The organism is Chryseobacterium sp. AG363 (genome assembly GCF_003610675.1).
GTDB lineage: Bacteria > Bacteroidota > Bacteroidia > Flavobacteriales > Weeksellaceae > Chryseobacterium > Chryseobacterium cucumeris.
Map to the genome: position 1 here is coordinate 1,869,750 of NZ_RAQF01000002.1, position 14,660 is coordinate 1,884,409.

The 14,660-nt window shown below is 34.9% G+C and carries 11 protein-coding genes and 1 pseudogene; all 12 read right to left on the reverse strand.

Features of this window, described 5'->3' with window-relative positions:
• Positions 1–157: 157 nt before the first annotated feature.
• On the reverse strand, positions 158–1,129 hold the full coding sequence (locus tag DEU39_RS08575; protein ID WP_228436709.1) for a WG repeat-containing protein: 972 nt from the start codon (positions 1,127–1,129) through the stop codon (positions 158–160).
• Positions 1,130–1,180: 51 nt separating this feature from the next.
• Positions 1,181–2,608: an adenylosuccinate lyase gene (gene purB / locus DEU39_RS08580; protein ID WP_047421604.1), complete on the reverse strand. Its 1,428-nt coding sequence runs from the start codon at positions 2,606–2,608 to the stop codon at positions 1,181–1,183.
• Positions 2,609–4,119: 1,511 nt separating this feature from the next.
• A complete protein-coding gene (locus tag DEU39_RS24340; RefSeq protein ID WP_156121528.1) occupies positions 4,120–4,263 on the reverse strand; it encodes a bacteriocin-like protein in 144 nt (47 codons plus the stop codon).
• A 434-nt stretch (positions 4,264–4,697) separates the two neighbouring features.
• The gene (locus DEU39_RS08585; RefSeq protein WP_120231632.1) at positions 4,698–5,072 is read right to left on the reverse strand and encodes a hypothetical protein; all 375 of its coding nucleotides are present in this window, start codon (positions 5,070–5,072) and stop codon (positions 4,698–4,700) included.
• Between the two features lie 275 nt (positions 5,073–5,347).
• Positions 5,348–5,883: pseudogene (locus DEU39_RS08590) on the reverse strand (RHS repeat-associated core domain-containing protein); the annotation flags it as partial.
• 321 nt (positions 5,884–6,204) lie between these two features.
• Complete coding sequence (locus DEU39_RS08595) at positions 6,205–6,708, reverse strand: hypothetical protein (protein ID WP_120231633.1); 504 nt, start codon at positions 6,706–6,708, stop codon at positions 6,205–6,207.
• A gap of 787 nt (positions 6,709–7,495) precedes the next feature.
• Positions 7,496–7,906, reverse strand: coding sequence for a hypothetical protein (locus DEU39_RS08605; protein WP_120231635.1), 411 nt, complete (start codon positions 7,904–7,906; stop codon positions 7,496–7,498).
• 113 nt (positions 7,907–8,019) lie between these two features.
• Positions 8,020–8,418: a hypothetical protein gene (locus tag DEU39_RS08610; protein WP_110011040.1), complete on the reverse strand. Its 399-nt coding sequence runs from the start codon at positions 8,416–8,418 to the stop codon at positions 8,020–8,022.
• A gap of 94 nt (positions 8,419–8,512) precedes the next feature.
• Positions 8,513–10,840 carry a beta-glucosidase BglX gene (gene bglX, locus DEU39_RS08615; protein WP_120231636.1) on the reverse strand — a complete coding sequence of 776 codons (2,328 nt, stop codon included), beginning with the start codon at positions 10,838–10,840 and terminating at the stop codon, positions 8,513–8,515.
• A gap of 80 nt (positions 10,841–10,920) precedes the next feature.
• The gene (locus DEU39_RS08620) at positions 10,921–11,628 is read right to left on the reverse strand and encodes a prolyl oligopeptidase family serine peptidase (protein WP_120231637.1); all 708 of its coding nucleotides are present in this window, start codon (positions 11,626–11,628) and stop codon (positions 10,921–10,923) included.
• Between the two features lie 95 nt (positions 11,629–11,723).
• The gene (locus DEU39_RS08625) at positions 11,724–13,115 is read right to left on the reverse strand and encodes a glucoamylase family protein (RefSeq protein WP_120231638.1); all 1,392 of its coding nucleotides are present in this window, start codon (positions 13,113–13,115) and stop codon (positions 11,724–11,726) included.
• Between the two features lie 77 nt (positions 13,116–13,192).
• Positions 13,193–14,659, reverse strand: a complete 1,467-nt coding sequence (locus tag DEU39_RS08630; protein ID WP_120231639.1) for a RagB/SusD family nutrient uptake outer membrane protein — start codon at positions 14,657–14,659, stop codon at positions 13,193–13,195.
• Position 14,660: the final 1 nt, after the last annotated feature.

Below are 14,660 nucleotides of genomic sequence, written 5' to 3' on the forward strand. Positions count from 1 at the left end.
TTCTTTTTACTTTTTCTGAGTTAAAGTTTCTTTCTTTAAACCCATCTATATTGGAAATTTTTGAAAGAGATTTTCCCTCCAATCATTATTCTGTACAAATTTAAAGGAATAAGTCATATGTTCTTCAAATTTGAACTGCCGAATTTCCAATTTTATATTATTTATTGATAAATTTATTCGGATTATCCTTATGTTCTTTCTGAAAGTCTTCTGCATTTTTTATTTCTTCTTTCAGCCAGTTTTCAAAAGGAACTTTCTTTACATTAAAATCCTCAATGGCATAAAATGTTTTTCCATCTTCTGAAACCAGGAATTTGAAACGGTAAAGCATATCCAAGTCCTTTTTCCTGTAATTATAGGTATTCACCTGATAATAAGGAAAGTTTTCTTTTGGTCTTTCTACGATTTCAAAAAAAAGATTCTTTTCTTTTTCAGACAGTTTACTGTAAAAATTTACATAATAAAGATCTGACAATTTTTTCTTCTGTTTTTCAAAGAACTGAAGGATATTCTTCTCCTTTTCATTATACTGAAACTGATTAGGATAATATTTACCATCTATTTCAACATCCTGATCTGTTGGTTTTGTTAATGGTTGAACTGTTTCTCCTTTGACATTCATTACTCCCCATTTACCACCTACAACAGACCTGTGTTCATCATTTGTTTTTTCCCAGTCACAGCCGTCACAAAATACAGCATATCCATAATTAAAAGGAAATGCAAAATCGTGCTTAGCTACAATAACAGTATTCCCGTTTCGGTCTGCAAATCCTACTTTACCATTTTTAACCAGTCTTCTTACTCCTTCAGAGAAATAATCTGCTCCATTGTCATAAAGGAAAGGCTGATACAGGAATTTCCCATTTCTGTCATACACATAGCCCCATGCATTTTTCTCCGGTTTTTCGCCTTCTTTGCTTCCATCAAAAAGAATGGTTTCTCCTTCTACAGGATCTCCATCTTTTAGGAATGAAAAGACTTTGAACTGTGCAGGAACAATTATTTTTCCTGCTTTATCTTTTACTCCTACTAATGAATCTTTGGATTTAAAATAATGTAAATCTTCTTTAGTCTGAGAAAAAGAAATGATTGGTGTTAAAAGAATGGTTAATAGTAGTTTTTTCATATTATCTGGAGTGGGAAATAAAATATGCAGCCGAAAAGACTGCATATTGTTTTATACTTTAAGATCTGCTTCCAATCCTATTAAGTCTTTGTTTTGGTCTATAATCGGCTGTACCTCGTTCTTGATGAATTCCTCCGTCTGAATCGGCGCGAACCCGATAAAGTTTTTAGGATCTAAAACTTCTTTCAGTTTTGATTTATCTAGTTTTAAAGAATCATCATTCAGGATTCTTTCGATAAGGTCGTTTTCTTTTCCTTCCTCTTTCACTTTCTTGGAAGCTTCCATAGAGTGAACTCTGATCACTTCGTGGATTTCCTGACGGTCACCACCGGCTTTTACTTCTTCCATGATGATATATTCTGTCGCCATGAAAGGAAGCTCTTCCATAATGTGCTTGTTGATTCTGTTTGGATATACTACAATTCCGTTCAGAATATTGTTCCAGATCAAAAGAATAGCATCCACGGCTAAAAACGCCTGAGGAATGGTTAATCTCTTGTTGGCAGAGTCATCCAATGTTCTTTCAAACCATTGTGTAGAAGCTACCATTGCAGAACTTGTTGTCAGAGACATTACATATTTTGCCAATGCTCCGATTCTTTCGCTTCTCATCGGGTTACGCTTGTATGCCATCGCCGATGAACCGATCTGGTTTTTCTCGAATGGTTCTTCAATTTCCTTAAGATTCTGAAGTAAACGTAAATCGTTTGTGAATTTATGCGCAGACTGTGCAATATTTCCTAATAAAGCAACTACTTTCGCATCAATTTTTCTATCGTAAGTCTGTCCGGAAACTCCGAAAACTTTATCGAAGCCGAATCTTTTTGAAAGTTCTTTATCTAGGTGTTTTACTTTTGAATAATCACCGTTGAAAAGCTCAAGGAAACTTGCAGCTGTTCCTGTTGTTCCTTTTACTCCTCTAAAACGAAGGGTTTCAAGGAAGAAATCCAGTTCTTCGATGTCAAGAACCAAACTCTGTAACCAAAGCGTAGCTCTTTTCCCAACTGTTGTCAGCTGAGCCGGCTGGAAGTGTGTGAATCCTAAAGTTGGAAGGTCTTTATACTGAATAGCAAAGTCTGCTAAGTTCTTCATCACGTTCACCAACTTTTTCTTTAAGATTAAAAGTCCGTCACGGATTTGGATTAAGTCTGTATTGTCTCCTACAAAAGCTGAAGTAGCTCCCAGGTGGATAATTCCTTTTGCTGAAGGCGCCACATCACCATAGGCGTGAACGTGAGCCATTACATCATGACGGAATTTTTTTTCGTACTCTGCTGCTTTCTCATAATCGATGTTTTCAGCATTAGCTTTTAACTCAGCGATCTGCTCGTCTGTAATTTCAAGTCCAAGGTCTTTTTCGATTTCAGCAAGAGCTATCCAAAGCTTTCTCCAATTCTGGAATTTGTTATTGTGTGAGAAGTTAAATAACATTTCTTCACTGGAGTAGCGCTCTTCCAATGGATTTTTGTAGGAATTCATTCGTTCTTTTACTTTTTAGATGTACAAAAATACGTTTTTTCAGTGAGAGATGAAAATCCAGATTTGATGATTTTCATTCATAATTTATACTTATACTTTTGTCTTGAAATCGAAGATTCGAAGTAGTCAAACAAAAGTATGCAAAAGTTCAAGACGGGAATCATCCACTAAAAATTGGAATGTACTCCTAAAATTTCCAAACTCGCATGGATCATCCGGTTCCGCTTCGGTTCTGAGCAAGTCCCATGCTCAGACAGTGGAAATTTTTTAACAGATTACATTAAAATTTTCTTTACGCTTCTAATTCCTAAGTCGGATATTAATGAGTAACGTACTACTTTTTAAATGATTGGTGGCTAATATCATGAATAAATAAAATACATAGACCAAAAAGAAGTAAAACAAATAATTTTTAAAATATTTAATATGATTTTCATTTATATTTTTGTCTTGAAACAAAAGTATGCAAAAGTTCAAGACGGGAATCATCTGCTAAAAATTTGAATGTACTCCTAAAATCTCCAAACTCGCATGGATCATGTGGTTCTGCTTCGGTTCTGAGTAAGTCCCATGCTCAGACAGTGGAAATTTTTTAACGGATTACATTGAAATTTTCTTGACGCTTCTGATTCCTAAGTCGGGCATTAATGAGTAACATACTACTTTTTAAATGACTGTTGCCTAAAATACACAGATTAAAAATAAGTAAAACAAATAATTTGTAAAATATTTAATATGATTTTCATTTATACTTTTGTCTTGAAACAAAAGTATACAAAAGTTCAAGACTGGAATCATCCGCTAAAAATTTAAATGGAATCCTAAAATTTCCAAACTCGCATGGATCATCCGGTTCTGCTTCGGAGCTGAGTAAGTCCCATGCTCAGACAGTGGAAATTTTTTAACGGATTACATTCAAATTTTCTTAACGCTACTGATTCCTAAGTCAGATATTAATAAGTAGCATGTTAATTTTTAATACTAGAAACTAATACTATCTCTTGTTCTATTTATAACCATGCTCTAGGCGAGACTAGCTGCCGAACCTTTTCTTTTTAATATATCGCAGATAGAAATATAGGATTATAGAAATTAGAATTGCAATGACCATTTTCAGATATACACGAAGAGGAATGTTGTGACTACTGGCTAATACCATTAATAAATAAAAGACACAGATTAAAAAAGAAGTAAAACAAATAATTTGTAAAATATTTAATATGATTTTCATTTATACTTTTGTCTTGAAACAAAAGTATGCAAAAGTTCAAGATGGGGAATCATCCGCTAAAAATTTAAATGGAATCCTAAAATTTCCAAACTCGCATGGATCATCCGGTTCTGCTTCGCTTCTGAGTAAGTCCCATGCTCAGACAGTGGAAATTTTTTAACAGATTACATTCAAATTTTCTTAACGCTACTGATTCCTAAGTCAATTGGTGGAGAGCATATAACAAACAGGCTATCCCATTTTTGAGACAGCCTGTTTGTTTTTACTATTTTTAATTTAGTTAATCGATAATAAGTCCGCATGGTGACCCTACCGGAATACATTTTCTTTCCAGTGAGCACCAGAAGTATCCTGCAAGACACATTGGGATACCTCCCTGAACTGTTTTCAATTCTCTTTTTGAAAGTTTTCTTAAGTTTTTCATAGTAACATTTTTTTGATTTTTTCCTACTCTATATGCTTTTCGGATTACGCTTTAATTTGGTAATACCAATATACAGATTTTCATAAAAACACAGCACATTAATATATAGGATTAATCATATCTTTATCTTTTACTTTTTTAACCTAAGAAAACTTTTATATAATAAGAATATGGCTGTTGAGATAATACTAAAGCTAAAATGAAAAAAGTTATCTTAAAAAAAATTCTCTTTTCTAAAAATAAATATAAAATAATATAAATACGAAAGCAATATTGGCATTAGATATACAATGCTTATCATATTTATTGCTGCATCAGTACTATTTCCTATTTTATAAACATTAATAAATTTATCCAATCTAAAAATATTATAATAGATAATCACAAAGTATATACAATTTAATATAAGAATTGTAAAAAAATGCAATATAAATTTAATCACTAATTTTAGACATAGACTCCATTGATTGCTTAATGATATCATGAGTTTTATTAATTTGATTACAGTTAAAAGTATGTGCTTTTTGCACTTCTATCAATAAAGATTGATTGATATTAGAATCCAATAAATCTATTGATTCCAACTTAAGAACTTTTACACTTTGTGACGTTACTACATTCTTTCGACTATCTAATGATGTATAATCTGAATAATTTTGACGAATAAGAGAAGTTTCTAATAAAATTCTATGATCTAATTTGTATTTTTCACCCTCAAATGATTCGTTTTTAGGAGCTTGATTTAAGTCTACAATATAATATTCATTTTTATCTACTTTTACTATATAAGATTTTGCCTTTAATGCCATGAGTTTTTTATATTCAGACTTATTGATTTTTTTCCATTCTTATTATAATATTGATAAGAAGTTGTTTTTTTTGCCATCATAACAGCCGATTTTTTCTCTAAATCTTAAGATGTCACTAAGTCATCTGTAACATCACCTCCATTAATAGCTTGAAAAAATTTTCTAGCGGTATTGGCACGATCAGTAAAACGCCCTAAATCTTCACTCTCAGAATCATTAATTGTTTTTATGACAAACCCATTTTTAATTGGATCAACATTATCGAAAGGGCTTCTCCCATCTGGATCAATAAGTCTTATGGGATTATTTAATACATAATTGTATGCAGAATATTGCCTTGATGCCTCCGCCAGAGGATCTACCCCCCATCTTCCAAGATCCGACATATACATCCTCGCCCCGTAATCATACATCCCTGTCTCCTGCAATTCCTTCCCGTTGTACTTATACTTATATGCAGGATTTCCTACCAATCCATTATACCCCTCATGCTTTAATCCAAAAGGATAATAATTACTCTCTTCAATAATCTCCGTTCCTGCTCCATTTTTAGCATAGCTTAATCTTGTATTTTCAAGGTGGTCTGTGTAATTATACACATACTTTCCGGTTTCAACATTAAAATATCCTTCTGCGGTTGGGAAAAACTTTAATACAGAATTTACATACTGGAAGCCATCCAGATAATCAGTTGTTTCTGTTCCAAAACCTTTCTTACTTTCACTCCATCTGCTCTGTAAATATAATCAATCACTTTGGAGTTTTGGGTAATCTTACCCGGTAAATTTAGATAATTATATTGGATGGAGGAATATAATTATTTGAACCTGTTTATAAACACAAAAACTACTGCTATTTTGCACTGCAATTGCTTTATTATATGCCATGAGAGACGAGTGAGACGCTCGCGTGAGCCGGATAAATTTATTTAACAATCTCACAAAGTCTGAAGACTTTGCACAGCTGGGATCATTATATATCAATAGAGCTTCTTAACGCAAAATAAATCAAAACCTCCGCTGTTGCAGAGGTTCTGATTTATTCGTAGGCACGAGCGAGGCGCTCGCGCCAGCGGATAGAGATTTTATTTAAATCAAAAATAACTTATATGTAATAATTACATAAATTAAAACTATTCTTTTATAAATATATAATTTGATTTGTATAGTTTAAAATTAGTATCTTTTTCTACGCGTAATATTGTTTTTCTAATGTATTGGGGTAGTTCATTTTCACAAATGTAGTTTATCACAGGAGCATTTCCTTTATATAGTATAATAAAAGATTCTTTAGGCTTTACAACCTTCAAAAAAGTACTATAAACATCAATTGTATAGTCAGAAAAATTATCATCATTTAACCATTCCAATAAACTAAAATCTCCTTTTTTTGAAAAATATGATTTATAATCTTCTTTTTTATTTTTGCTGAGCCAAACTATTAGATTTTCATCATATTTATTATATAACGAAGTCGTTTTCAATTCTATAATTTCATTATTTAATTGATAAATAGAAGTATCATGACTTATTAAATTAGTTTGAGAAAAAAATAATTGAGAAAAAAATAAAGTTAAAAATAGTATTGATTTCATATTATCTACCGATATTGTTTTTTGTTTCTTCTGTTGATTCACTAATAATTTTTTTCAAATTCTGATTCCCTTCAGTAAAAGATGTTTTACCTTTAGAATCTACAACAGTTCCTGCTTTTACATGTCTCCACCCGTTTAAATCTGTTGGATTTCTAGTGTAAAGAAGTTTGAAAAGGAATAGTATGACTACTTGCTAAAACCATTAAAAATGTGAAACACAAAAACAGAACGCAAAAAATGCTTATGCATTGTAACATTTTCAACGCTATTCTCATTTATCTACCAATTAATATTTAATTTAATACATTTTTTATCCAGTAAGAATACGGTTGTTGAGATAATACTAATGCCACCACAAAAAAAATAATCTTAAAGAATAAATTCTCCTTTCGATAAATGGAAATAGCATAGTACATATATGAAAGCAAAACAGGAATAAGGTATACAATAATCAACCTATTCTCTGCTGCATGCACACTATCTTTAATTTTATAAACATCTATAAATTTATCCAGTTTAAAAACATTATAATATATTATTAAAAAATATAAAAGATTTATACTGAAAATGATTAATGTATGAAACAAAAACCTCCCCACAAGTTTTAGAATAAGATGAATATTGAGTGATGACATAGTTTATCTGATCATTAATTTAATTGAATTAAAAAAGGTTCAAAAATATAAAATTTTATTTTCCAGTTTATTTTTTTTGGGGGAATGATTATTAATATTGGCATATTCAATCAATATTATCAGGTCTATTTGAAATTTCTAATATAATAAAAAAGCCACTCTTCCGAGTGGCTCTCTATTTTTAAAATCTGATCTTATTGATAAATGACTTCATCATTCTTCTTGATCTGGTAGCTCTTTTTATAGGGAGTTAAAACATAGCTGTCTTTCACATGAGCTCCGCTTTTCCAGATTTTTGCTTTTCCCTGCTTATCCAAAATAATGCTTTTTGCAGCTCCATCCGGAATGAATACTTCGGCTTTAGTCATGCTTTTATTAAAAATAACTGCCGTCATTGAAGTATAGCTTTTGTCTGAGTTTACTTCTTTGAGTTTTATTTTCTGATTGAAAGTCTGTATACAATTATTTCGTAATTGGGAATAGGTATATCCCGCAGAGCCAATACAACCGTGAACATCTCTGTCACCTCCGAGAACAGGAGTACTTTTTTGCGCAAAAATGAATGATCCAAGGAACATGGTACTGAGTAAAATTATTTTTTTCATAGGTAAAATATTTGTTTTTTTGACTGGTTACAATATCCCAGAAATGTGATATTAATTAATTTCTCTAAGGTACAAAAAAACCACTCTTTCGAGCGGTTTTTTTTAACCGGATCTTACTGATAGATCACGATATTATCCTTTTTAAGCTGATATCCGTGCTTTTTGTAAGGAACCAATACATAACCATCCTTTTTCCATGCTTTGGCTTTACCTCCTGCTCTGGTAAGGATGATGCTTCTTTCACCGGCATCTTTTACAAAAACCTCAGCTTGTTTCATGTCTTTACTGAAAATAACTGCAGCTATTGAAGTATAGCTGTCTTTCGGAGCTACTTCTGTTAACTTGATTTTCTGCTCAAACGTTCTTATACAGTCTTTCTTAATTTGAGAATAAGTATATCCTGCAGAACCAATACATCCGTGTGCATCTTTGTCTCCACCTTTTATTGTTCCTTTTTGTGCAAACAGTAAAGAACCCAGGAACATTGTGCTTAATAAAATTGTTTTTTTCATGTCGATTTGTATACTAATAATTACCCGAGGTATTATTAAAAATCGTGCCAAAAAAAACAGCATAACACAATCCGGTGAATTACTTTTCCGGATATTACTTAGTCCAGTTAATCTTTGAATGCTGAACATTGTCAGAACTGGTTCCGATCATAATATCAAATTCTCCTGATTCCCAGTCATATTTCAGATCTCCGTTATAGAATTTCAAACTTTCTGGAGTGATATCAAAAGTTACTTTTTTAGATTCTCCTTTTTTCAAAAATATTTTCTGGAAACCTTTCAGTTCTTTTACCGGTCTTGTAATACTTCCCACCATATCTCTGATATACAATTGAACAACCTCAGCTCCGTCATAATTTCCCGTATTCGTTACAGTAACGGATGCCTGAACGGTCTGATTTCCTTTTGCAGTAGTAGTGGAAACTGCCATATCAGAATAATTGAATTTCGTATAGCTCAATCCATATCCGAAAGCATATAAAGGCGTATTACATTCGTCCATATAGTTTGAACGGAATCTTTCATAAGTACATTTGTCTACTTTATCCTGACTCAACGGGCGACCTGTATTTTTAGCATTATAATAGATTGGCACTTGTCCAAGGCTTCTTGGGAAAGTCATTGGAAGTTTTCCGGACGGGTTTACTTTTCCGAAAAGAACATCTGCAATGGCATTTCCTGCTTCAGATCCTGCAAACCAGGCATTCAATATAGAATCCGGAGTATCTTTTACATTGGTTAAAGCTAAAGGACGTCCTGTGAAAAGAACCATTGCAATTGGTTTTCCCGTCTTCTTTAACTCGTTTAGCAGATCAACCTGAGACTGAGGAATGGTAATTTCTGTTCTTGAAGAAGATTCTCCGCTCATTTCAGCAGATTCTCCGATAGCCAGAACAATCACATCTGCTTTGTTGGCTACCTCTACAGCTTCTTTTAACAATTCTTCTTTCGAGCGGTTGTCTCTGTCTGTTTTTTTACCATGAGCTGCATAGATTTCTTCTAATTTGGCATCGTAATCTATATTGGCTCCTTTTGCTGATAAAAACTTAACTTCTTTTCCATAGTTTGACTGTAATCCCTGCATCAAAGAAACTGAAGCAGCATGTTTTGTCGCAACACTCCATGTTCCGGCCATATTCATTGAGTTATTCACCAATGGGCCGATTACAGCCACTGTTCCTGATTTCTTTAAAGGCAATACCTGATTGTCATTTTTCAATAACACCATGGATTGAGCAGCTGTATTTCTTGCTATATTACGGTTTTCCATATTATAGACTTCTTTTGCCGCTAACTTCGCATCTCCATGTTTGTATGGATTATCAAATAAACCAAGATCATATTTTGCTTCAAGAATTCTCCTTGCTGCCATATCAATTTCAGCTTGCGTAACTTTTCCTTCCTGAAGGGATTTTTTTAATGTTGTTAAAAAACCTTCTCCCACCATATCCATATCAACCCCAGCTTTTAAAGCCAAAGCAGATACCTGCTGAAGATCTCCCATACCGTGGTCTACCATTTCATTGATACCGGTATAGTCTGTTACTACGAAGCCTTTGAACTTCCATAGATTTCTTAATACTTCAGTCTGAAGCCATCTGTTACCTGTCGCAGGTACTCCGTCCACTTCATTGAAAGAGGCCATTACAGAAGCCACACCAGCATCCACTGCTGCTTTATAAGGAGGAAAATACTCATTAAACATTCTTACATGGCTCATGTCAACCGTATTGTAATCTCTTCCGGATTCACCTGCCCCATATAAAGCAAAATGTTTTACGCATGCTAAAATATTGGTTCCATTCGCAAGGTCTTTCCCCTGATAGCCATACACCATATTTTTAGAAATTTCACTTCCTAAATATGGGTCTTCACCAGAACCTTCTGATACTCTACCCCATCTTGGTTCACGGGAAATATCTACCATGGGAGAGAATGTCCAGTTGATCCCGTCGGAAGCAGCTTCTCTCGCAGCTACTTTTGCAGACTGCTGGATAAGGTTCATATCCCATGAAGCAGCCAACCCTAGAGGAATCGGGAAAGTAGTTTCATAGCCATGAATAACATCCATTCCGAAAATCATAGGAATCTTCAGACGGCTTTTTTCTACTGCCACTTTCTGAACTGCCTTGATCTTATCTGCTCCTTTTATATTGAATAATCCGCCGACTAATCCCTGCTCTACTTTCTTTCCGATATCAGAGCTCTGTGCCTGTCCTGTAGTGAAATCTCCGGAAGTCGGAAGGTTCATCTGCCCAATTTTTTCATCCAATGTCATTTTAGATAAAAGATTGTCTACAAAAGCTTTCTTCTTAGCCTGATACTGAGCTGTCTGGTAAGACTGAACGGGCTTCGTTACCATTTCCTGTGCGGAAAATACAGGTGCCAATGCTAAAGTGGCGATTACAATTAACTTTTTCATAAATCTATCTTCTTAAATTATTGTTTTATATTTTTTGCTTTAATTTGATGGGTTTATTTTTCAATCATTGGTGTCCTGGATTACTTTTCTTTCTTTTTGGACAGCATCCATTCATACAAAGCGGGATTTGAGTATGCCGAATCCCATGAGTTATGATTATCATTCGGGAAGATAACCAATTCTGCTGAAGGGTTTACAGGATGCAGCTTCTGATAAAAATTAAAAGCATTCGCAGGTAGTACAATATCGTCCATTCCGCCATGGAAAATTTTCATGTTCAGATCTTTAAACCGATGAATATTAGCGGTCATGACCTGATCTGTAGGGGCACACACTGAAGCCACTGCAGCAAACATTTCCGGATGCTCCATGGCCAGCTTTAAGGTTCCCCATCCTCCCATAGAAAGTCCCGTAACATAAATACGGGAAGCATCAATTTTATATTTCTTCTGAATTTCCTTGATCAGATGATATACGGTAACCGTATCCCACCAAGTTCCTTCCGGGCATTGAGGAGCCAGAACCGCTACAGGTTCTTTGATCAGGTTTTTATAGGTAAATGGACTGTGAGCCTTTACCAGGTCAAGATTAGTTCCCCGTTCTCCTGAACCATGAAGGAAAATTATTAATGGTACATTTCCTTTAACATTTTGTGGGTAATCCAGAATGTAAGACATTTTCTCCTGTCTTTTAATTTCTTTATTGAGTTCCGCTTTTATCTCCTGTGCACTCATTGGTAATGAAAACGGCAGTAATAAAAGAGGAATATGTTTCAGTTTTAGTTTCATATTGTTATTTAGGTTTTGGTTAAAGCCAGCGGATTTGATTTTTTTATTTAAGGAACCCTTCGACTAAGCTCGGGACAATGGCCGTTCCTTTTGAATTATTTTATTCCATATTTAGCTGACCGGAAGCTTAGTTTTTTTAATCCCTGCTGAATTTCCGGGGCATTCATAAATAACTTCCACAGGAATCCTGATCTGTAATTTTCGATCATGGGTGCTATCGTTCCCTGATCTATCGCCAGATATCTTGGGGTAAACCAATTATTATAATTAATGGAGGTCGCATCATAAGGTCCTGCAGATCCTATGAATTCAGGTTTTTGGGTATACATGAATCTCAGGAAAGCCATTGATTCTTTTGGTGTATAGGGAAAACTACTCAAGGCAGCTGTTGGAGTAATCACTCCATTATCATTGCCAGGCATGTGAGCGGTGTATCCAGTGCTTCCATCTTCATTTCTTGTATATCCGGCTGTAAGCCCCCAATAGTTGGGGCCATACCCTTTCCATTGTTTTGGATTTTCGACACAATATTGATAGTCAATAAGGGTTTGATTTTTATTGACGTCAAAGTAATTTTTGACAAGTTTATCGGATAATCCCATAGGATCAAGCCCGATATATGAATATTGTGCCCAGAAAAGCGGGCCGCCGTATTCTTCGGCATAGTTGTGTTTTACATACAGAGGTAGTCCGTACTTTGTTTTATCTGTAAGGTAAGTTCCGTTTCTGGTCCAGCCTTTATAGTAGGTTTCTGCATCAATGGAGTAAGAAGGTGAAGATGCTGCTAAAATATAAGTGATCAAGCATTCATTATATCCTTCTAGAGGAAAGTTCATTTCCCATTGGTAATCCGGTGACCAGTGCCAGTATAGAACTTTCTCACCTCCTTTAGTGTACCAGTTCCATTGGATTCCTTTCCACAGTTCATCACATTTTGCTGCCAGGGCTTTTTCTTCTGCATTTCCGTTTTTAAAATATTCACGGACCATCAGTATTCCTGAAGTAAGGAATGCTGTTTCCACAAGATCACCACCATTATCTTTTTTCCCGAAAGGCACTGTTTTTCCGGTTTCCCCATTGATCCAATGTGACCATGCTCCTTTATGGCGGTCTGCTTTAGCCAAGAAATCCATAATATGACTAAGCCTTTTCACCGCTTCTTTTCTTGGAACAAATCCTCTTTCTACCCCTACCAGAATAGTTGCCAACCCGAAGCCTGAGCCTCCTGTAGTGATCACGTGCTTATCGTTATCCGGATAGATATTATCTTCATGATAACGTTCTCTTCCCAACATGGAGTTAGGTTCTGCATAGTCCCAGAAGTATTTTAAAGCATCTTTCTGCACTCTGTCCATCAGTTGTTCATCCGTGATATTGCTTTTTACTGCTTCAGTTTTTCCAGCTTCCTGTTTGGCAACGGGCGCATTTTTACAGGAATACACAAAGAATAATGAAGTAATAGCTATTGATAATACGTTCCTTTTCATGAGCTCTCTTTTTTAGGGTTTCTTACTAAAAGAAGAGGAGAACTTTCATTCTCCTCTAAAGTTTTTATTGATTAAATTTAATAGCCGGGGTTTTGTGCCGACAATCCACCAGCTTCCATTATGAAGTCTTGTGGAAGTGGGAATAGTTCATGTTTTCCAACGATGAATTTTTTACCACCATCAGCCGCCATGGCTGCCTGCGCTTGTCCGGTTCTTACAAGGTCAAACCATCTGTCATGTTCGAAAGCAAGCTCTAATCTTCTTTGTTTCCAGATATCCAATCTTACGTCTGCCTGAGAAGAAGCAGTAGTGTTTCCGATGTTAGCTCTGTTTCTTACCTGATTCAGGAAAGGAATAGCTGCAGATGTTTGTCCAAGCTCATTCATTGCTTCAGCTCTGATTAATAGTACTTCGGCATATCTCAGATAACGAATGTTTACGTCTGTTGAAGCCTGATCTCTATAATTGGAAGAATAAGCTTTATAATTATAAAATTTATTTTCTGTATTTGGACCTACATAATATCCATCATATAAAGTCATATCTCTGTGGATAATCGTAGCATCTCTTCTTGAATCTGTTGCAGAATAAGCATCATACAGACCTTGGGTAGGAGTAGAGAATCCCCAGCCCCAGCCTGTAGTACCTCTGGCTCCCTGAACCTGGCTGTACTGCTGGATTGCTCTTCCTGCTGTCCCTCCTGTTCCGTTAATTTCGAAAACAGATTCAGCATTATTTTCTCCTGAAACTTTATAAATATCCTGGAAATTAGGTGTCAATGAATACCCTGTAACCAAATTAGTCTCATCTACAGCCAGCTGCCATTTCTTCTGATATAAATACACCTTTGCTAAAAGCGCATGGGCAGCACCAACAGATGCTCTCCCTATATTACCTGCCCCATAGGCTGATTTATTAGGAAGAACGGCTATGGCATCCTTAAGATCCTGTTCAATGAATGCATAAATTTCTTCCTTACTTTTTCTGGTTAGCGTCATTTGCTTATCAGCTTCAACCCCTGTTACGGGAACATGGTCTACTAGCGGAACTCCTCCAAAAGATCTTACCAGAGTAAAGTACATAAATGCTCTTAAAAACTTTGCCTCTCCTATTAATCTCTGACGTAACTGCGGGTCTGCTTTATCTAATTTAGGAAGATATTTTAGCGCCTGATTACACCTGTTAATCCCCTGATAATTAGAAGCAAACAATTCTTTGAATGATGGTGTTGATGCTGTAAATGTTAAAGCATCCAAAATGTCTTTATCTGAACCTGAATCACTTGGACTTGAACCTTTATCTGCATCATCAGAAACAATTGATGTCACTCCAATCCATGCAAACGTACTCATATTCCAGTCTAAAAACTTTGCATAAATACTAGTTACCAAACTATTGGCTCCTTCATTATTATTGTATATTTCACCCAAAGCATCCTCAGGAATTTTTTCTGTAGGTGATACATCAACGAAGTCATTGCTGCAACTCTGGTTAACAGCTCCTAAAATTAAAAATGCAGCTGCTATGATATATTTCTTATTCATT

What these genes read in the sequence shown, in the direction of transcription:
- DEU39_RS08620 (WP_120231637.1), bottom strand. Translation starts at nt 11,628, where the DNA reads ATGAAACTAAAACTGAAACATATTCCTCTTTTATTACTGCCGTTTTCA.
- purB (WP_047421604.1), bottom strand. Translation starts at nt 2,608, where the DNA reads ATGAATTCCTACAAAAATCCATTGGAAGAGCGCTACTCCAGTGAAGAA.
- DEU39_RS24340 (WP_156121528.1), bottom strand. Translation starts at nt 4,263, where the DNA reads ATGAAAAACTTAAGAAAACTTTCAAAAAGAGAATTGAAAACAGTTCAG.
- DEU39_RS08585 (WP_120231632.1), bottom strand. Translation starts at nt 5,072, where the DNA reads ATGGCATTAAAGGCAAAATCTTATATAGTAAAAGTAGATAAAAATGAA.
- DEU39_RS08630 (WP_120231639.1), bottom strand. Translation starts at nt 14,659, where the DNA reads ATGAATAAGAAATATATCATAGCAGCTGCATTTTTAATTTTAGGAGCT.
- DEU39_RS08625 (WP_120231638.1), bottom strand. Translation starts at nt 13,115, where the DNA reads ATGAAAAGGAACGTATTATCAATAGCTATTACTTCATTATTCTTTGTG.
- DEU39_RS08610 (WP_110011040.1), bottom strand. Translation starts at nt 8,418, where the DNA reads ATGAAAAAAACAATTTTATTAAGCACAATGTTCCTGGGTTCTTTACTG.
- DEU39_RS08575 (WP_228436709.1), bottom strand. Translation starts at nt 1,129, where the DNA reads ATGAAAAAACTACTATTAACCATTCTTTTAACACCAATCATTTCTTTT.
- bglX (WP_120231636.1), bottom strand. Translation starts at nt 10,840, where the DNA reads ATGAAAAAGTTAATTGTAATCGCCACTTTAGCATTGGCACCTGTATTT.
- DEU39_RS08605 (WP_120231635.1), bottom strand. Translation starts at nt 7,906, where the DNA reads ATGAAAAAAATAATTTTACTCAGTACCATGTTCCTTGGATCATTCATT.